Raw genomic sequence first — 17,659 nt, 5'->3', positions numbered from 1 at the left:
ATGAAAACTATTGGACTTTTTGCCCCACAACCTTTTTTGGATTGATCGAAAAATAAATAGGATTGATATGAGCCAGACAACACAGACCGATATCATTACGCTTGGTGATGTTGCCACAAGACTTCCTAGCTTCATTCCCAAAGTACCCCATATCCTAAATGGTCTTAGACAGGCTTATTTAAGAACATCACATACTCCAACAGGTTTGGGTATTGCTTTTGAAAAAGCTGTTAAGCGAAATCCTAAAGGCGCGGCATTATTATTTGAAGATCAAAGTTATTCTTATGAAGCTTTAAATGAATGGGCAAACCAGATTTCCCATTACTACCTTTCGCTGGGAGCGCATAAGGGTGACGTCATTGCTGTAATGATTGAAAACCGCTCTGAGCTAATCGCAACAATTATTGGTTTAGCCAAGATTGGAGTCACGATTGCGCTTGTGAATACATCACAAGTCGGTAAGGTTCTTGCTCATAGCATCAATCTGGTAAAGCCAATTGCTGTTATTGCGGGTGAAGAAGTTCGTGCTGCTATTGACGAAATTCGTCAGGATTTAAATGTTCCTAAAGATCGTTTCCACTGGTTCGCAGATCAGGCAACCCGTCAAAATTCGGGTACAGCACCTCAAGGTTATATCAATCTAGCTGACCAAATTGATCAATTTCCAAAATTTAACCCATCCACTACCCATTCTGTGACTGGTAATGATGGCCTGTTTTATATTTACACCTCTGGTACAACAGGTTTACCAAAGGCGGTTATTTTCAAGCACAGTCGCTGGACATTAGCGTATGGTACTTATGGCCATATCTTAAACTTAGGACCAGATGACGTTATGTACGTCACCTTACCGCTTTACCATGCAACAGGTGTGGTGGTTTGCTGGTGTGGTGTAATTGCTGGAAGTGCAACCCTTGCAATTCGTCGTAAATATTCGACTAGCGCATTCTGGAAAGACGTTCAAAAATTTAATGCATCTGCTATTGGTTATGTCGGTGAACTTTGTCGCTACTTAATGGATGCTCCTGTTACGGAACTTGACCGTAACCATCGTGTTACCAAAATGATCGGTAACGGCATGCGCCCAAATATCTGGGACAAGTTCAAACAACGTTTCGGTGTTAAAGAAGTGCTTGAGCTTTATGCATCGAGCGAAGGTAACGTCGGATTTAGCAACATTTTCAACTTTGACAACACAGTTGGCTTCTCTCCTACACCATATGCCATTGTTCAGTTCGACAAAGAAAAAAATGAACCAATCCGCGATAAAAACGGCTGGTGCCAAAAAGTAAAAGCAGGTGAAGTTGGCCTACTCATTGGGAAAATTACTAGCCGTTCTCCATTTGATGGTTACACCGACCCTGAAAAGAACAAGTCTGTGATCTGGAAAGATGTTTTCAAAAAAGGTGACTCTTATTTCAACACTGGTGATTTAGTTCGAGATATCGGTTTCCGTCATGCTCAGTTTGTGGACCGCCTAGGCGACACTTTCCGCTGGAAAGGTGAAAACGTATCGACCACTGAAGTGGAAAACATGGTGTGTGAATACGAAAAAATTGCTGAAGCTGTTGTGTATGGTGTAGAAATTCCAAATACCAACGGCCGTGCTGGTATGGCAGCAATTACGCTGGCAGATGGTGAAGAGTTAAATGATGCAGATTTAACCGAAATGGTCACTGTGTTTAAGAAGTGTTTGCCTGCTTATGCTGTACCGGTATTTTTACGTGTACAAAAAAAGGTCGAAACAACAGGCACATTTAAATATCAGAAGAATAAACTGAAAGAAGATGCGTTTAATCCGAGCAAAACTTCTGAACGTTTACTCGCTTTATTGCCTGGTGCAAGCAGTTACTGTGACATCACAACTGAAATTTTTGACAACATTCAGGCATATAAATACCGTTTTTAGTTCATTTTTTAGCTAAACAAGAGGAAATCGTGCTTTTTATAGGCAATCATGCAAATGTTTTTAAATTTCCTCTTGTGTTAGTTGAATAACTTGCTAAAATACGCGACATCAAAACGATACGGGTCGTTAGCTCAGTTGGTAGAGCAGCGGACTTTTAATCCGTTGGTCCCGCGTTCGAGTCGCGGACGACCCACCACTTATCTGTTTTGAACCTATTTGGGTCGTTAGCTCAGTTGGTAGAGCAGCGGACTTTTAATCCGTTGGTCCCGCGTTCGAGTCGCGGACGACCCACCAAATTCTAAAAAGCCTCTCACAATTTGAGAGGCTTTTTTTATTGTTATCTTATTTTCTTTTTATGACTAAAAGATGACGATACATTTTCGATTTAAAACCTCTCCCACCCAATTCATAAAAACTTCTAATCGTTTCGGAATATAAGTCCTGTTGGGATATAAAATATTAAGTGGAAGTGACGGTGCACTATAAGCACTCAGGACTTCAACCAAGATTCCCTGCTCAATTTTATCTTGAACATCATAGTAAGGAACTTGAATAATCCCTAAACCTGCACAGGCCGCAGCACTATAAGCTTCGGTATTATTTACACTTAAAGCACTATCCATCATCACGCTTCCTCCTTGATATACAAACTCCCCCTGCTTTTCACCTACGGCTCCTGCATAGTTAATGAGTTTGTGCTGAGCTAGATCTTCTAATTGTTCAGGCATACCGTACTGTTCTAAATAGCCTCTACTTGCACAATTCACCATAACTAAATGACCAATAAATCTTGCAATTAAACTACTGCTATCTAGTTCACCTACCCGAACAACACAGTCAATTCCCTTTTCAATTAAGTCAGTCATGTCATCAGAACTATTAAGCTGCAAATGTATATCTGGATAGCAATGATAAAAATCTGACAGTTCAGGAATAATTACTTGATGCACAATCCGACTGGGCATCGAAATTTTTAATGTACCTCGGTAATGCTGTTTTTGGGTCTGAATGAGTTGTTCTAATTGTTCATAGTCCAATAAAAGATTTTGGCATTCTGGCAATATTCGCTGTCCATCTTGCGTAAGACTGACTTTACGTGTAGTTCGATGAAATAAGCGTACGCCATAGTGAGTCTCAAGCTGTTGAATAGCACTCGTTACTGTTGAGCGCGGTAAATCGAGTCGATGTGCAACCTCACTAAAGCTTTGTCGTTTAGCGACTTCTGTAAAAATAAAAAATTGCTGCAAACGATCCATTTAATTGTTCGTATTTTCTGAATAGTTAAACCAAACTAGCACAATTGATCAAAAATTACCGCCAATCTAGACTAAAAATACATTAAAACAAGTCATCATAGGAACAATCATCATGACAACTCATAGCCTCAAAGATAAAGTTGTATTGATTACTGGCGGTGCTAAAAACCTCGGCGGACTCATTAGCCGAAAATTTGCAGAACAAGGAGCAAAACTCGCAATTCACTATAATAGTTCAGAAACTCAAGCAGATGCCGAGCAAACACTCGCAGACGTAAAAGCCTTAGGTACAGATGCAATTCTAATTCAGGCAGATCTAACAGATATCGATAACATCGAGAAGCTATTCTTAGACACTAAGCAGCATTTTGGTGGAATAGATATTGCGATTAATACAGTTGGAAAGGTCTTAAAGAAGTCGTTTTTAGAAACAACAGAACAAGAGTTTGATAGCATGAGCGATATCAACTCAAAAATTGCCTATTTCTTTATTCAATCGGCGGGTCGTCATTTAAATGACGGCGGCAAGATTTGTTCAATCGTGACTTCACTTCTTGCAGCCTATACTGGGTTCTATTCAACCTATGAAGGTTTAAAAGCACCTGTTGAACATTACACTCGCGCTGCATCAAAAGAATTTGGTGACCGCCAAATTTCTGTGACTGCTGTTGCGCCAGGACCAATGGACACACCATTCTTTTATGGTCAGGAGTCTGCTGAAGCAGTGGCTTACCATAAATCGGCTTCAGCTTTAGGTGGACTTACTAAAATTGAAGATATTGAGTCTCTCGTTCGCTTTTTAGTCACCGATGGTTGGTGGATTACGGGCCAAACGATTTTCGCAAATGGCGGTTATACCACCCGCTAAAATTAAAAAAGCCGCATCTCATCATGCGGCTTTTCCTTTAGGACTATTTAATTATAAAAACTCTTCCAGTACCGAATTTAAGAAAATATGCCCTTGCTCTGTACAGGCCAAACGAGCGCTGTCCTCTACCAGAAGTTTCCTCGCCCGTAATGAAGTAAGCACATCATTTAAATCATCTAAACTTAAGCCTGTACGCTGTTTATATAAATCGGCTTTTACCCCATCATTTAAGCGTAAAGTATTCATCATAAACTCAAAAGGTAATTCATCTGCTTCAATCTTTTTCATTTGCAAATGTTCTGCTGGAACTTTAGCTAAATAGTCTTTCGGCAAACGAGTCTTTTGGAAACGATAGACGCCATCTGACTGTGTTACTTTGCCATGTGCACCTGCACCAATTGCAAGATAATCACCAAACTCCCAATAATTTAAATTATGAGCTGAAGGCTGCTCTTTACGCCAAGCTGACACTTCATAATTGATAAAGCCATTTGCTTTTAGATATGCTTCGCCTTGCTCTTGAATATCTTCTAACACTTCATCTTGAGGTAGAACAGGCTGCGTTCGGAAAAACACGGTATTTGGCTCAATAGTAAGTTGATACCAACTGATATGTGTAGCACCATGCTCTACAGCCATCTTTAAATCATAAAGTGCTTGCTCTAGTGTTTGTTCAGGCAGCCCATGCATTAAATCGACATTAACTCGCTTAAAGCCTGCTTGTCTTGCTTGCTCTATTGCATCCATAGCATTGTTTGCTGAATGAATACGTCCAAGCTTTTGCAAGTGATCTGTATTAAAAGTCTGTACACCAATCGACAAACGATTAATACCCGCCTCTAAATAGCCTGCGAACGGGTCATGTTCTAGTGTTCCCGGATTAGCTTCTAAAGTAATTTCACAGTCATCTTCAAAGTTAAGTAATGACTTAAGCTGCTCAAACAGCCATGCATAACCTTTAGCAGAAATAAGTGAAGGCGTTCCCCCACCAATAAATACACTGTGAATTGAACGCCCTTGTGCCATCTCAACTTGAGTTTCAAAGTCGGCCACTAAGGCTTTTAAATAGATTTGCTCGAGTTCTGACGAAAGCGCACCATCAGGCACCGCATGCGAGTTAAAGTCACAATATGGACATTTACGCACGCACCAAGGCATGTGGATATATAAAGATAACGGAACAGAAGCAGGGTTTAATACAGCCAAGGAACAGGGTCCAATTTACACAATATTTCTATTTTAACATGACTGCATCAATGGGCTTATGAAAACATACCTTAATTGCTTTAGACTGTTTTTAAACATACTTAAATATTGATAAAAATGATGAAATTCTCTAGTCAACTTTTCCTGATCTTACCCTTAGCTATGGGAATCGGTGTTGCCATGGCTTTTCAGACTGCAATCAATGCTCAGCTTCGTGAGCAATTACACTCACCATTACAAGCGGCATTGTTATCATTTTTCATAGGCACTATTGTCTTGGCCATTATGGTGTTCTTCCAAAGTGCTGAAAAACCCTCTTTAAGTGAAATATCTAATATTCCTTGGCTTCTTTGGACCGGAGGATTCCTTGGGGTTTATGCAATTAGCATGAGCATTTATACTGCACCTAAGCTTGGTTTTTTAACCTTTACAGGGTTAGTCGTTTTTGGACAATTGGTCATTTCTATGTTACTTGATCATTTTGGCTGGTTAGGTACCGAAAAGACACCTGTTACATGGCAACGGTTTCTTGGTGGAGTGGTCATCTTTGTTGGTGTGTTACTCACCTTGCAGCGCTAGTTTCATTTTTATATTTATAAAGAGTACCTTTTGTGTCGAATGTCACGTCGTTTCGGGCTGAATTAAAACAACTCTTCCATTTAATGTTACCTATTTTAATTACGCAGTTTGCTCAAGCAGGGTTCGGGTTAATTGATACCATTATGGCTGGGCATTTATCTGCCGCAGACTTAGCCGCTATTGCGGTAGGTGTAGGTTTATGGGTTCCCATTATGCTTCTGTTTAGTGGAATCATGATTGCCACTACGCCGTTAGTTGCAGAGGCAAAAGGCGCGAGAAATACAGAACAAATTCCTGTGATTGTTCGTCAGTCATTATGGGTTGCCATCATTTTAGGTGTAATGGCTATGCTCATTTTGCAGCTTATGCCTTTTTTCTTACACGTATTCGGTGTTCCAGAAAGCTTAAGACCTAAAGCAAGTTTATTCTTGCATGCTATTGGTTTAGGTATGCCTGCTGTAACTATGTACGCAGCGCTACGTGGCTATTCAGAAGCTTTAGGCCACCCACGTCCTGTAACCGCGATTAGCTTATTGGCCTTAGTGGTTTTAATCCCACTTAACATGATTTTTATGCATGGCTTAGGACCAATACCTGCTTTGGGTAGCGCAGGCTGTGGTTTTGCGACCTCCATTTTACAATGGCTGATGCTGATCACTTTAGCAGGCTATATTTATAAAGCTTCTGCTTATCGAAATACCTCTATTTTTAGTAGATTTGACAAAATTAATCTGACTTGGGTTAAAAGAATTTTAAAGCTTGGCTTGCCAATTGGTTTAGCAGTGTTCTTTGAAGTAAGTATTTTTAGTACAGGTGCATTAGTCCTTAGCCCATTAGGTGAAGTGTTTATTGCTGCACACCAAGTGGCTATTTCAGTTACTTCTGTGTTGTTTATGATTCCGCTATCACTTGCAATTGCCTTAACCATTCGCGTGGGGACGTATTATGGTGAAAAGAACTGGGCTTCCATGTACCAAGTACAAAAGATTGGTCTAAGCACAGCAGTATTTTTTGCTCTACTGACCATGTCTTTTATTGCTCTAGGCCGTGAACAAATTGTCTCGGTTTACACTCAAGATATAGACGTTGTACCTGTTGCCATGTATTTGCTCTGGTTCGCAATGGGGTATCAGTTGATGGATGCCCTACAAGTCAGCGCTGCCGGCTGTTTAAGAGGCATGCAAGACACACAAGCACCAATGTGGATTACCCTAATGGCTTATTGGGTGATCGCTTTCCCAATCGGGCTTTATTTGGCACGTTATACCCATTGGGGCGTAGCTGGCGTATGGCTTGGTTTAATTATTGGTTTAAGTATTGCCTGTGTTTTACTGCTCTCACGGCTCTACCTAAATACAAAGCGCCTAAGTCAAACCTAATAAAAAAGCCGATGAAATATCGGCTTTTTTATTTTATGCAGACTTTGCGCGCGGGCTTGCTCCAATTTGCCAGACAAAAGGTAAATCCGTACGGTTTACTTCCCAATCTCCAATCACTTTTTCTTTATAAATAAGCGGATTATGTGAAGACACAGTACGCGCATTACGCCAGAAACGGTCAAGTTGTTTCGTTTGGCTACTTGCTGATGCACCTAATGCATTAAATAACTGACTTGTTAAATCAAGCACTAAATTGGAAATCACGACCTGCCCTTGTGCCGACTCAAGCTCGGCATCTACATTAAACTGATGCTCTTTCACTTCAGACTCGGCAAAATGGCTTTCATAAGCCTTTTGTAATGCCTCGGCCGTTTTCAAGGTGATTGCTTCACTTGCATAAGCTTGAGCTGAGGCCTTACCGACCACTTGTAAAACTTGTGGGTCGTGACGAACCAAGTCACCATTACCATGACTAAAAATACGTTTGCGTTCACGAATTTCCTGACTGAACGTCTCGACTGCAGCGCGCGCAATACCTGTTAATGTTGCAAGATGCACCACCTGATAAAAAGCGGTTTGATACTTAAAACGTTGGTCAAATGGGATGAGGTTTGAAGCTGGCAAATGAACTTGATGTACTTTTAAAGTACCACTGCCGGTTGTCTTTTGACCAAAGCCATCCCAATCATCAAGTACACTTACACCTGTTTCATGACGGTAAATAGCAGCAATCACATGACGGTCATTCACCTCATCGTAAGCAAATAAATCAATCCAGTCAGCAAAAATACTTCCTGTTGAATAGTACTTTTCGCCATTTACCACCAAGTTACCCGAAGCGTCTTTGGTGACACGTGTAACGACATCACCAATCTGTACGTTTCCAACTTCTGTCCATGCATTTCCGACTAAATCGCCTTGTATAAAACGCTGAAACCAGACCTCTTGTGAGTGCTCTTTATGAGCAACCAAACGGTCTTCAACAAATGCAAAATGACCACGTAAAGCTTGTACAATATTGGAATCAGCTTCTGCTAACTCTGCTAAAAGCTGGAACAGTTGAGGTAATGAAACCCCATCTCCACCATATTTACGGGGTACTCGTACAGCACCCAACTTAGCTTCTTTTAACCACTGAATCGGTTCAAAAGGTAAGATTCGCTCTTTTTCCCGTTGAATTGCACCTTGCGCAATTTTTTCAAAAATGGGACGAAATCTGTTTGCAACCTTCTCATAATCCGCGCCTACCGATAGTTCTTCTAATTCAATTTGAGCTGTTGTCATCGTTATTCTCCTAATTTTGTTTTTTCTTCAATTTAACTCCATGCATGACGAGGTGGTTGAACTCCATTGAGGTAGTAGTTACCGACAATGTGATATTTCCAACGCACAGGGTCATGCAAGGTGTGGGTACGGGCATTGCGCCAGTGACGGTCAAGGTTGAGTTCAGATAAAGTAGAACGCGTACCCGATAACTCAAAAAGTTTATTGGCAGCCAAAATAGCAATTTCTGTGGTAAGTACTTTTGCCTCGGCAACCAATAGTGTCGCTTGGTTTACATGTTCTTCGCTGGTGTCAGCAATCGCTTGATCAATTGCATCTCCAGCCAAGTCAAGGACTGCTTCTGCTGCACGCAGTTTGATTTTTAAGTCACCAATATTTGCAATGGTGTAAGGGTCATCGCTGGCTTTTTCCAGACCTGAATCAATCCATGCACGGCTGTGATTTTTGACGTATTGAATCGTTTCTTCAATTGCACCACGCGCAATACCTGCATCGACTGCAGCCTGAATAAACTGAGAAATAGCACCTGCTGGTGTTGGGCGTTCAAATGCTTGGTAAATCGGAACTAAATATTCTTCACGTACTGGCACCTGATTCAGCTCTACCGTACCGCTAGCCGTGGTACGTTGTCCAAAACCAGACCAGTCATTAATAATATTGACCCCAGATGTTTCACGTGGCACAAGTGCAGCATAAGGTTGCCCCTGTTCATTTACAGCAACAATTGGAATCCAGTGGGCAAGCAAAGCACCCGTTGCAAAGAATTTTTTGCCATTAATTTCATAGCCATGTTCGGTCTTTTCAAGTTTAGTTGTGAGCTCCGCGACTGTCCTACTGTGTTTTTCCGAAAATGCATTGCCAAAACGAATTCCTCTTAGCACCAAATTAAAGAAGAACTGTTGCTGTTCAGGTTTCGCATCTAGTCTTAAATGTTCAATAAAAGCCAAGTGATTTTGAGGCAACTGAGCAAGAGAAGGATCGACACTTGCAATTGTTTTGATCACTTCTGCTAAAGTTCGATACTTGACTTGTGCGCCACCAAATTGCTTAGGTACTGTAATGGCCCATAGGCCGCTTTGTGAGAACTGCTGAATTTCATTTAAGGGTAAACGGCGCTCTCTATCACGATCTGATGCTTCTTGTGCAAACTCTTGAGCAAGTTGCTTGGCAATCTCAATTGCTTCTTCATCAGAACGAATAATATGTGCATCTTTCGACTGCTCGAATACAGATAAAGGAACCGCTTGAGAGCGCCCATAGGACGAATTTAGACTGGTCATAACTTTTATTGTCTCTATTTCTTATTTAACATGTCCTTCACCTTAGCACTAAAAAAACAGCGACTTTATAGATATTAAAGCTTTGTTTATGAAATGAATTTTGAAAAGCTTTTCACATTTTTTACTTTAAAAATAACGTTTTGTTTTTCGAAAATTTTCTTACATGCGATAAACAATTTCATATAGGCTTTTTAAGTTTTGTCACCTATGATCAAAACTAGACAATATTATGTTGTAGTCAACGAGGTATCGAAGATATGGCAAAGAATGCAAGTTCACCTGGCAAACGATTTATGAAACTTGCAGGAATGACCGCGAGCATTGCAACAAAAACCGTTTCTAACTCGATTCGAAACCTGACTGCGGATGAAGAACAGAAACTGGCTGCAAAAACTAAATTGTTTCAAGATATCGGTCTACAGATTGCAGACACCTTAGGCGAAATGAAAGGTGCTGTCATGAAAGTTGGGCAAATTGCATCGCAATATAAAGATATCTTCCCACCAGAAGTTGCTAAAGCAATATCAAAACTACAACGCCAAGCTCCAGCCATGCCTTTTGCAGCGATTCAGCAACAAGTTGAACGTGAGCTTGGAAAACCGCTCAACGCTGCCTTTAAATCTTTTGATGAACAGCCTTTTGCTGCTGCATCGATTGGACAAGTTCACAAAGCAGTTTTGCCAAATGGTGAACAAGTTGTGGTTAAGGTTCAATATCCCGGTGTTGATGAAGCCTGCGAAAGTGACTTAAAACAAGTACGTTTAGCACTACGCTTAATGGGTGTACTTAAGATTGATAAAAAGCTGCAAGATCAGCTTTTTGCAGAGATTCAAGATAGTCTATCAGCAGAGCTTAACTATGAAATCGAAGCTCAAAATCTTGAGGTCTTTAAAACTTTTCATAGTAAATTAGACGACAAAATTATTATCCCGACTGTTTATAAAGATTACTCTTCAAGACGTATTTTAACCTTAAGCCTTGAACAAGGTGACAGTATTGAAACTGCTAGTTCTTGGCCTATCGAAATTCGAAACACAATTGGCCGACGTTTAATCCGCGCTTTAGGTCAGGAAATGTTCTTTTTAAAACGTTTTCACTGTGACCCTCATCCGGGTAACTTTGCCTTCCGCCAAGATGGCAGTGTCATTATTTATGACTATGGCAGTGTTAAAACGCTTTCCAATGAAATTGTCTATAGCTTTAAACGATTGGTGAATGCAGCTCGTCATGAAGATATTGATCTTATTGAAACTGAGTTACTTGCTCTACACTCACTGACCGAAAAAGGTAAATTCCCGAGCGATCTTTATAAACTCTGGATTGAAGTGTTATTGCGTCCGCTTACCACAACCTATGATTTTGCAGAGAATTCATCACATCATGATGGCATGTTACTCGTGAAAAAGTCTTTAAAATATTGGGATGTCTTTAAACCTTCACCAGATACATTAATGGTTAATAGAACCATTTCAGGACACTACTGGAACCTCATTCACTTAAAAGTACATGACAACCTGAATGATTTATTTGAAGAGCTGGTTCCACCTTCTAACTAACTTAATTTACTTATCAATGTAGCCTTTTAGGGTTACATTGACTTATTAATTGTTATGTTATAACATTTCTTTAATCAAAAATAATTTAGGACAATCTCTCATGCGTAAAGATATTCATCCTGCTTATCAACAAGTGTTATTTCATGACACCAATGCAGACGTGTACTTCTTAATTGGTAGTACCATTCAGACGAAACAAACCAAAGAATATCAAGGACAAGTCTATCCTTATGTGACTCTTGATATTTCAAGTGCATCACACCCGTTCTATACAGGTGAAGTACGTCAAGCAAGTAATGAAGGGCGTGTTGCAAGCTTTAACAAACGCTTCGCCCGCTTCAATCGTAAAAGTTAATCTTACGTTAAGTTTTAACCAATACACTTAAATCATTGGAAGCCTAAGACTCATCTCCTCCACTTAGGCTTCTTTTTTTATGTGGATTTTTTCTATATTTTTTTCAGTTGTGTATAAACTAAAACTTATCCACATCTTGTCTAAAAAATATTCTCAATTTTCCAAATATCCCATCATTTTTTTATAGCTCCCACGCTTTCAAAGCGTGTATTCGATGCTATGCTTAAGCCCCATTTGTTAGGAAGTTTAAGATTATGGCACAAGAGTTACTTGCCCAATTACAAGCAGGCACAGCAAAATTTTCAGACGTTTTAGCTTATATTGAAGCACGCTACCAACATACTCCAACAGCTTTTCAAAATGGCGCACAGCATAACGCTGCAACTGAAAATCAAGGCAGTGCAAAAGTTTTCTCTTTTGCCAAGTTACAAGGTTTAGACCAAGCACAAACTTTAAGTTTATTTGCAGAGCACTACGCATCTGTATTGGCTACCCCAGAGGGAACTGACCACCAAAATATTCGTCAGTTTATGCAAAATGGTTGGGATGGTGTGAAGTTGGAAGGTCAGGCTTTAACTGAAAAGTAATTAAGAATTTGTGAATACACGAGGGAGTCTTACCGTTTATTCTCAAATGAAAGTAGCTAATTCTGTTACTTTGGTTTTGCCCAAAGTAACCAAAGACATTTGTCATCAACAGAACCTGTTCCCTGTTTACACTTATCAACTATCTTGCAAAAACAAGATATAGCTGATTTCAGTCAGGCTGTTGATGACTTTAACGCGTATCAAATCCTAAAATAAATCAGATGTTTTTAATTCATCATTTACTATCGTGACAAGCGGCATGAATGCCGCTGTTTTGCTGTGCTACATGGATGTAGCATCAGCGAAACAGAAGATTTTTGCTTACTTTTGATCTTTCAAAAGTAAGGTATGCCTATACAAATGCTCTTTGAGAATATCGTAAAACGGAGGCCGTGCCGTATATCTCGCTCCTTAAACATCGGAATATCAGTTGCCCGCTACCCAATAATAAGTCGCCAACCCCAAACACGTAAAAATTAAAGACCCAATTAAATGAATAGAAATCGCCAACATCGCCATTCCCCACTTACCACTTTGCAATAAGGTGACGATCTCAATCGAGAACGTTGAAAAAGTAGTTAAAGCACCACAAAAACCGGTAATCACAAAAAGCTTATAATTCGGGTTCAAATCACTATGAGCAAAATAAGCCATCGCAAAACCAATAATAAAGCCACCGACCAAATTAACAGTAACAGTACCCAACGGAATTTGCGGATAAATCGGGTTGAGTTTTAAACCTAAAAACCAACGCAACCACGCCCCTAGAACTGAGCCTAAAGCAATTGAAAGTAAAGGATAATACATAGAACCACCCCTTTAGTGAGATGCTAAAAGAGCAAATAAAAATGATGGGAAAAGTGACATGGCGTACTCCAAAAATAAGCAGAGTACGCAATAACCTACGTACCCAGCGATATAAATATATGAGGGTAACGTAGGCATCATTAGCCAATACGGCGGTTTTTCAAGGGAGGAATGCCATCTCCCTGTTTTAAGTATATTAAATCATCTAAAAGTTGATTAAAACATACTTTTTAAATCATGGACGTTCATCGTATTGCGGTAAATCGTCACAAATGCTTTCCCACTCTGCTTTTGAAGCAGCAAAAATATGCATTGTCGGCTTTTGGTCTAATGGTGTATCTAGTGTCCCAATTCTTAAACGATACATTTCTGGTTGGGCATCACGCGAACTAATAAGCGGTGAACCACATTCACTACAAAACCAACGGTACACACCGTTCACAGCAAATTTTTTGACGAGGTCTTCACCTTGTGTAATTTTAAAATCTGCACTGTTGACAGGAGCATTCGTGGCAAATGCTGTTCCATTGGCTTTCCGACAGCGTTGGCAATGACACTGAATAATATCTCCGATACCGCCTTTAATTTCATAGCGGATACCCTGACATAAACAACTTCCTTGATAAACTGGTGATGTCTGAGACATGTTCTCATAAATCCTATTATTATTGATCGCTCAAAAATAACACTTTTCACATATCAAACATAGCACCAAATTCGCTGTTATTTTTCTAAGAATGAATGCACACCTTCACCAGCTGCTCGGCCCGTAGCAAAACATGCTGTAAGCAAATATCCGCCTGTAGGAGCATCCCAATCCAGCATTTCGCCACAGCAAAAAACACCTGAAGTTTGCTTAAGCTCTAGACTTTCAGTTAATGCACCTTGCTTGACGCCACCAGCACAACTAATTGCTTCTTCAATCGGTCTAAAACCATCTAATTTAATTTGAAGTGCTTTAATTTGCTGAGCCATAACCTCTGGTTGGCTCCATAGCGATTTATCAACCACTTCTCTAATTAAGTTAATTTTGGCCGTGTCTAAGCCCGCTTTACGCCAGATATTAGTAAGCGATTGTTTTTTGCTAGCCTGTAACTTTTTAACTAACTGTGTAAGCTCTACATCAGGCAATAAGTCTAAAAATAGATTTAAACTTTTTCCTTGTTTTTGTTGTTCTCTTAAAGCTCGTCCGAGTTTATAAATGACCCCACTTTCTAAACCGTAGTGAGTAATCACAATATCACCATGAGTAACTTGGTTAGGTTCAACCCACGCATTGATACGCTTTAAAGGTTCCCCAAAACAACTTTCCATAAAAGCTGACCAAGTGTGCAATACCCCTGCGTTACTCGCTTGAAAAGGTTCGATACTGGATTGATCCATCCATTTTTGCCAAGCGCCATCACTACCCAATTGAGACCAAGACACCGCTCCGCATGCTAATACCACTGCATCGTATTGTTGGGTAAAAGTTTCAGTGATTTGATTATTTTGGTTTTCTAAAGTCACTGTTGTACCTTGCAAATTAATACAACGATGACGATAAAAGAATTTAACTTGCTGTTCTGCTAAACGTTTTAACCAAGCACGAAGTAAAGGAGCAGCTTTCATTTCAACAGGGAAAATACGACCGGAACTACCTACATACGAGTCTATTCCCAGACTTTTCATCCAGTTCTGAATCCAGACTGCATCCCATTTTTTAACCCACGGTTTGAGCCATTCTGCATGGTCATAACGTTCAATGAACTGGGCTAATGGTTCAGCATGCGAAATATTTAAGCCCGTTTTGCCTGCCATCAAAAACTTACGCGCAGCCGAAGGTTTTTGCTCAAACACATCAATTTCATAAGCATACTGACTCAGTACCTCAGCTGCCATTAAACCAGCCGGACCCGCACCAATAATGGCAATCCGCTTATTCGCCATGTGTTTGCCCTTGCATTGGCGTAAACTCATCAAATCGAGTTTGATAACCTTCCGGCTTGGTCATAATGAGCTGTTGACAAGGCTCGCCACGCTCTAAATATTTAATTTCAAAATGAGTGCGTGCAGAGGCTTGCGCAATTTTTTCTTTTTGGTAAAGCAGCTTCCACACGTTTAATAACTGTTGTTCAGCTTCTTCAATATATTCAGGAATATTACTTGCTAAAGTAATAGTTCCACCTGTTTTCAGGCGTGATAACAGGAACTCAAAAAATGGCATGTTCAACCAGCGTTGTGCTGGATTATGAGGTTCTGGGTTCGGATAGAGAATAAAAAAATGTTCAACTTGAGCAGGGTGTAAAGCATGTACAACCCAAGGTAAAGCATCTGCATGTACAGGTACCAAGTTGTCTCTTGGTTCCAAACCATGCTGCTTTTGCATCGCTAAGAATTTTTCTCTAGTTCGTTCAATTGCATATAACGTGTGCTGAGGATTTTGCCCACTAAATAGCAAAGCATGTTTACCTTTGCCTGCCCCAATTTCTACACAAATCGGAGTATTTTCAATTGGGGTAAAATCACGAGGCGCTTGCATACGTTGTGCTTGAAATTGACGAATCTGCATAATCACATCAAACTAAATAAAAATCGGCACAAGTCTAACAAGTCACCTGACTTTTGCCTAATCTATTTCTCTTCACTTTGAGGATATCGCTTTATGCCACGTACATTCCCCTGCCCACGTTGTGGTGAACCAAGTGTTTGGGAAGGCAATGAATTTCGTCCGTTTTGTTCTGAACGTTGTAAACTCATTGATTTAGGCGCTTGGGCAAACGATGAATATAGACTGCCTACCCAAGATGCTCCTCAGCAAGACAAGGGTAGTCAGTATGAAGATGATTATGAAGATTAACCCGCTTTACCTGCGACAAAAGGGTTAAATTGTTTTTCATAGCCAATGGTACTCATTGGACCATGACCTGAAATAAATTGGGTTTGATCTGGCAAGCTAAAGCATTCACGTTGAATCGATTCAATGAGTTGCTCATGGTTACCACGTGGAAAGTCTGTTCTGCCTATTGAGCCTTTAAACAGGACATCGCCAGTCCAGAGTAAACCATGATTCTTGTTATAGAACATGACGTGACCTGGTGTATGTCCTGGTGCAAAACGCACTTCAAACTCATCTTCACCGAGTTTTAGCACTTCACCGCCTTCAAGCCATTGATCAACTTTTACTGGCTGTGGAATTGGAAAACCATAACGTGCTGAAACTTCCTGAATCATATCTAGCCAGAACTGATCTTCTTTATGCGGACCAACAACAGGAACACTCCACTCTTTTGCGAGTTCACCCACTGCCCCTGCGTGGTCTAAATGCCCATGAGTGAGCCATAACGCTTTTACTTTTAAACCTAAGGCTTCTACTTCTTTCTTCAAAACAGCAGCGTCACCGCCTGCATCAATCAAAACTGCTTCTTTTGTTTCACTGTCCCAAACTAAAGAACAATTTTGAGCAAAAGCAGTAACTGGAACAATTTTGACTTGCAGCATAAGAACCTCTGGCTAAAACGCAATTAACGGTGGGCTAAGGTATGGGTAAGGGCATCAAGATTAGCCTGAACTAAACCTGCAAGCAAATCAATATGAGCTTGATCGCTATTTAAAGCAGGAATGTAAGCATAGCTTCCGCCACCTGCCTCTTGAAACAACTCAGCGTTTTGTATAGCGAGCTCTTCAAGTGTTTCTAAACAGTCAGCAGAGAAAGCGGGACTTAAAACCTGAACAGACTTAACGCCTTGCTTCGCCCAATCTTGTAAGAGCTGATCGGTATAAGGTTTCACCCATTCTTGTTTTCCAAACCGTGATTGGAAACTAATAGCCCATTCATCATCTTTTAAATGCAAAGCTTCAGCGACTAACTTTGCAGTAATACGACAACGATCTGCATAAGGATCTCCTTTATCTGCATAAGGCTGCGGAATACCATGAAAAGACATCAATAGTTTTTCAGGCTTACCATGCTGTGCTTGATAAGCTAAAACACTTTCTGCCAGTGCTTGAATAAACATTGGGTGCTGGTAGTAGTCTTTAATAATGGTCAAGCCTGGCAAATTTCGCTGAGTAGGAATCCACTTAGCAAATGCGTCATATAACGGTGCTGTCGATGTGGCAGAATACTGAGGAAATAAAGGCAATAAAATGACATGCTCTTGTGGATGAGCTGCTAACTTTTCTAAAACTGCATCAATACCCGGATTACCATAAGTCATGGCGGGCAACACAGTTAAGTCAAACTGTTTATTTTCACGCTCTAAATAAGCCTGCACACGTTGAGTTTGCTCAAATACAATTTCACGCATGGGCGAATCGGTAGACCATACCGAAGCATAGGCATGCGCTACTCTTTTTGGGCGAAAAGGCAAGACAAATAGATTTAAAATAATCCACCAAATGAATTTTGGAATTTCAATCACACGTGGATCAGATAAAAACTGCTTTAAAAAACGGCGCACCGCTGGGACATTTGCCTCATCCGGCGTGCCTAAATTCGCTAAAATGACAGTAACTTTCGGTTTTTGTTCAAACGACATGTGTAAATGCCTTTCAATTCATCTTATGACACTAATGTAACAGCTTTCATGGTCATATCTAAATTGAATCGCT

General features: G+C 40.3%; 18 protein-coding genes, 2 tRNA genes, 1 pseudogene and 1 riboswitch. Of the genes and pseudogenes, 10 read left to right on the top strand and 11 right to left on the bottom strand.

All coding sequences use genetic code 11. The annotated features are described in order from the left end of the window. Positions 1-67: 67 nt before the first annotated feature. From ABLC00_RS02190 to ABLC00_RS02180, 3 genes are all read left to right on the top strand, one after another. A complete protein-coding gene (locus tag ABLC00_RS02190) occupies positions 68-1,909 on the top strand; it encodes a long-chain-acyl-CoA synthetase (RefSeq protein ID WP_004710745.1) in 1,842 nt (613 codons plus the stop codon). Positions 1,910-2,029: 120 nt separating this feature from the next. Beyond that, positions 2,030-2,105, top strand: a tRNA-Lys gene (locus tag ABLC00_RS02185). Positions 2,106-2,127: 22 nt separating this feature from the next. After that, a tRNA-Lys gene (locus tag ABLC00_RS02180) sits at positions 2,128-2,203 on the top strand. Between the two features lie 65 nt (positions 2,204-2,268). Here ABLC00_RS02180 and ABLC00_RS02175 read toward each other — a convergent pair. Continuing rightward, entirely contained in the window at positions 2,269-3,165 is an 897-nt protein-coding gene (locus tag ABLC00_RS02175) for a LysR family transcriptional regulator (protein ID WP_033846407.1), read from the bottom strand. A 112-nt stretch (positions 3,166-3,277) separates the two neighbouring features. On the opposite strand from ABLC00_RS02175, the gene ABLC00_RS02170 reads away from it, so the two are divergent. Further along, a complete protein-coding gene (locus ABLC00_RS02170) occupies positions 3,278-4,033 on the top strand; it encodes an SDR family oxidoreductase (protein WP_033846406.1) in 756 nt (251 codons plus the stop codon). Between the two features lie 51 nt (positions 4,034-4,084). Here ABLC00_RS02170 and hemW read toward each other — a convergent pair whose 3' ends face one another. Next, positions 4,085-5,239 carry a radical SAM family heme chaperone HemW gene (gene hemW, locus ABLC00_RS02165; protein WP_033846405.1) on the bottom strand — a complete coding sequence of 385 codons (1,155 nt, stop codon included), beginning with the start codon at positions 5,237-5,239 and terminating at the stop codon, positions 4,085-4,087. A 117-nt stretch (positions 5,240-5,356) separates the two neighbouring features. Here hemW and ABLC00_RS02160 point away from each other — a divergent pair, with 117 nt between their 5' ends. Both ABLC00_RS02160 and abeM read left to right on the top strand, forming a co-directional pair. Then, positions 5,357-5,818, top strand: coding sequence for a DMT family transporter (locus ABLC00_RS02160; RefSeq protein WP_001984522.1), 462 nt, complete (start codon positions 5,357-5,359; stop codon positions 5,816-5,818). 32 nt (positions 5,819-5,850) lie between these two features. Continuing rightward, complete coding sequence (gene abeM, locus ABLC00_RS02155; protein WP_004710751.1) at positions 5,851-7,197, top strand: multidrug efflux MATE transporter AbeM; 1,347 nt, start codon at positions 5,851-5,853, stop codon at positions 7,195-7,197. A 33-nt stretch (positions 7,198-7,230) separates the two neighbouring features. Here abeM and ABLC00_RS02150 read toward each other — a convergent pair whose 3' ends face one another. Then, positions 7,231-8,481, bottom strand: a complete 1,251-nt coding sequence (locus ABLC00_RS02150) for an acyl-CoA dehydrogenase family protein (protein WP_004710753.1) — start codon at positions 8,479-8,481, stop codon at positions 7,231-7,233. 32 nt (positions 8,482-8,513) lie between these two features. Further along, positions 8,514-9,761 (bottom strand): SfnB family sulfur acquisition oxidoreductase, encoded by a 1,248-nt coding sequence (locus tag ABLC00_RS02145; protein WP_033846403.1) that lies wholly within the window; start codon positions 9,759-9,761, stop codon positions 8,514-8,516. Positions 9,762-10,018: 257 nt separating this feature from the next. Between ABLC00_RS02145 and ABLC00_RS02140 the strand changes: the two genes are divergently transcribed. From ABLC00_RS02140 to ABLC00_RS02130, 3 genes are all read left to right on the top strand, one after another. Beyond that, positions 10,019-11,317 (top strand): AarF/ABC1/UbiB kinase family protein, encoded by a 1,299-nt coding sequence (locus ABLC00_RS02140; RefSeq protein WP_002053487.1) that lies wholly within the window; start codon positions 10,019-10,021, stop codon positions 11,315-11,317. Between the two features lie 100 nt (positions 11,318-11,417). After that, positions 11,418-11,672 (top strand): type B 50S ribosomal protein L31, encoded by a 255-nt coding sequence (locus tag ABLC00_RS02135; protein ID WP_001224256.1) that lies wholly within the window; start codon positions 11,418-11,420, stop codon positions 11,670-11,672. Positions 11,673-11,926: 254 nt separating this feature from the next. Further along, positions 11,927-12,259, top strand: coding sequence for a HopJ type III effector protein (locus ABLC00_RS02130; RefSeq protein ID WP_033846402.1), 333 nt, complete (start codon positions 11,927-11,929; stop codon positions 12,257-12,259). Between the two features lie 135 nt (positions 12,260-12,394). Here ABLC00_RS02130 and ABLC00_RS02125 read toward each other — a convergent pair. The 5 genes and pseudogenes from ABLC00_RS02125 to ABLC00_RS02105 all read right to left on the bottom strand — a co-directional run bounded on the left by ABLC00_RS02125 (position 12,395) and on the right by ABLC00_RS02105 (position 15,623). Then, a pseudogene (locus tag ABLC00_RS02125) lies at positions 12,395-12,520 on the bottom strand (hypothetical protein). 165 nt (positions 12,521-12,685) lie between these two features. Further along, entirely contained in the window at positions 12,686-13,066 is a 381-nt protein-coding gene (crcB, locus tag ABLC00_RS02120; protein ID WP_017393978.1) for a fluoride efflux transporter CrcB, read from the bottom strand. A gap of 124 nt (positions 13,067-13,190) precedes the next feature. Further along, a riboswitch (Fluoride riboswitch) is annotated at positions 13,191-13,257 on the bottom strand. 44 nt (positions 13,258-13,301) lie between these two features. Next, positions 13,302-13,712, bottom strand: coding sequence for a GFA family protein (locus tag ABLC00_RS02115; protein WP_017393979.1), 411 nt, complete (start codon positions 13,710-13,712; stop codon positions 13,302-13,304). Positions 13,713-13,789: 77 nt separating this feature from the next. Then, positions 13,790-14,995 carry a TIGR03862 family flavoprotein gene (locus tag ABLC00_RS02110; RefSeq protein ID WP_033846401.1) on the bottom strand — a complete coding sequence of 402 codons (1,206 nt, stop codon included), beginning with the start codon at positions 14,993-14,995 and terminating at the stop codon, positions 13,790-13,792. Further along, positions 14,985-15,623 carry an SAM-dependent methyltransferase gene (locus tag ABLC00_RS02105; RefSeq protein WP_080775582.1) on the bottom strand — a complete coding sequence of 213 codons (639 nt, stop codon included), beginning with the start codon at positions 15,621-15,623 and terminating at the stop codon, positions 14,985-14,987. Before ABLC00_RS02105 ends, ABLC00_RS02110 begins: the two co-directional genes overlap by 11 nt. Before the next feature lie 87 nt (positions 15,624-15,710). Between ABLC00_RS02105 and ABLC00_RS02100 the strand changes: the two genes are divergently transcribed. Then, entirely contained in the window at positions 15,711-15,905 is a 195-nt protein-coding gene (locus ABLC00_RS02100; protein WP_033846399.1) for a DNA gyrase inhibitor YacG, read from the top strand. Here ABLC00_RS02100 and ABLC00_RS02095 read toward each other — a convergent pair. Next, on the bottom strand, positions 15,902-16,546 hold the full coding sequence (locus tag ABLC00_RS02095; protein WP_031981859.1) for an MBL fold metallo-hydrolase: 645 nt from the start codon (positions 16,544-16,546) through the stop codon (positions 15,902-15,904). The two genes, ABLC00_RS02100 and ABLC00_RS02095, sit on opposite strands and share 4 nt — an antisense overlap. A 23-nt stretch (positions 16,547-16,569) precedes the next feature. Beyond that, entirely contained in the window at positions 16,570-17,586 is a 1,017-nt protein-coding gene (hemH, locus tag ABLC00_RS02090) for a ferrochelatase (protein ID WP_033846398.1), read from the bottom strand. Positions 17,587-17,659: the final 73 nt, after the last annotated feature.

Source organism: Acinetobacter nosocomialis (genome assembly GCF_041021905.1).
Lineage (GTDB): Bacteria > Pseudomonadota > Gammaproteobacteria > Pseudomonadales > Moraxellaceae > Acinetobacter > Acinetobacter nosocomialis.
The sequence above is the reverse complement of the archived record's forward strand: the minus strand, read 5'-3'. Positions and strand labels throughout refer to the sequence as shown.

Excerpts from the sequence above, each read along its gene's own strand:
- ABLC00_RS02130 (WP_033846402.1), top strand. The coding sequence starts at position 11,927 with ATGGCACAAGAGTTACTTGCCCAATTACAAGCAGGCACAGCAAAATTT.
- ABLC00_RS02190 (WP_004710745.1), top strand. The coding sequence starts at position 68 with ATGAGCCAGACAACACAGACCGATATCATTACGCTTGGTGATGTTGCC.
- ABLC00_RS02140 (WP_002053487.1), top strand. The coding sequence starts at position 10,019 with ATGGCAAAGAATGCAAGTTCACCTGGCAAACGATTTATGAAACTTGCA.
- ABLC00_RS02100 (WP_033846399.1), top strand. The coding sequence starts at position 15,711 with ATGCCACGTACATTCCCCTGCCCACGTTGTGGTGAACCAAGTGTTTGG.
- ABLC00_RS02150 (WP_004710753.1), bottom strand. The coding sequence starts at position 8,481 with ATGACAACAGCTCAAATTGAATTAGAAGAACTATCGGTAGGCGCGGAT.
- ABLC00_RS02095 (WP_031981859.1), bottom strand. The coding sequence starts at position 16,546 with ATGCTGCAAGTCAAAATTGTTCCAGTTACTGCTTTTGCTCAAAATTGT.
- ABLC00_RS02145 (WP_033846403.1), bottom strand. The coding sequence starts at position 9,761 with ATGACCAGTCTAAATTCGTCCTATGGGCGCTCTCAAGCGGTTCCTTTA.
- ABLC00_RS02110 (WP_033846401.1), bottom strand. The coding sequence starts at position 14,995 with ATGGCGAATAAGCGGATTGCCATTATTGGTGCGGGTCCGGCTGGTTTA.
- ABLC00_RS02135 (WP_001224256.1), top strand. The coding sequence starts at position 11,418 with ATGCGTAAAGATATTCATCCTGCTTATCAACAAGTGTTATTTCATGAC.
- hemH (WP_033846398.1), bottom strand. The coding sequence starts at position 17,586 with ATGTCGTTTGAACAAAAACCGAAAGTTACTGTCATTTTAGCGAATTTA.
- ABLC00_RS02160 (WP_001984522.1), top strand. The coding sequence starts at position 5,357 with ATGATGAAATTCTCTAGTCAACTTTTCCTGATCTTACCCTTAGCTATG.
- crcB (WP_017393978.1), bottom strand. The coding sequence starts at position 13,066 with ATGTATTATCCTTTACTTTCAATTGCTTTAGGCTCAGTTCTAGGGGCG.
- ABLC00_RS02175 (WP_033846407.1), bottom strand. The coding sequence starts at position 3,165 with ATGGATCGTTTGCAGCAATTTTTTATTTTTACAGAAGTCGCTAAACGA.
- ABLC00_RS02115 (WP_017393979.1), bottom strand. The coding sequence starts at position 13,712 with ATGTCTCAGACATCACCAGTTTATCAAGGAAGTTGTTTATGTCAGGGT.
- ABLC00_RS02170 (WP_033846406.1), top strand. The coding sequence starts at position 3,278 with ATGACAACTCATAGCCTCAAAGATAAAGTTGTATTGATTACTGGCGGT.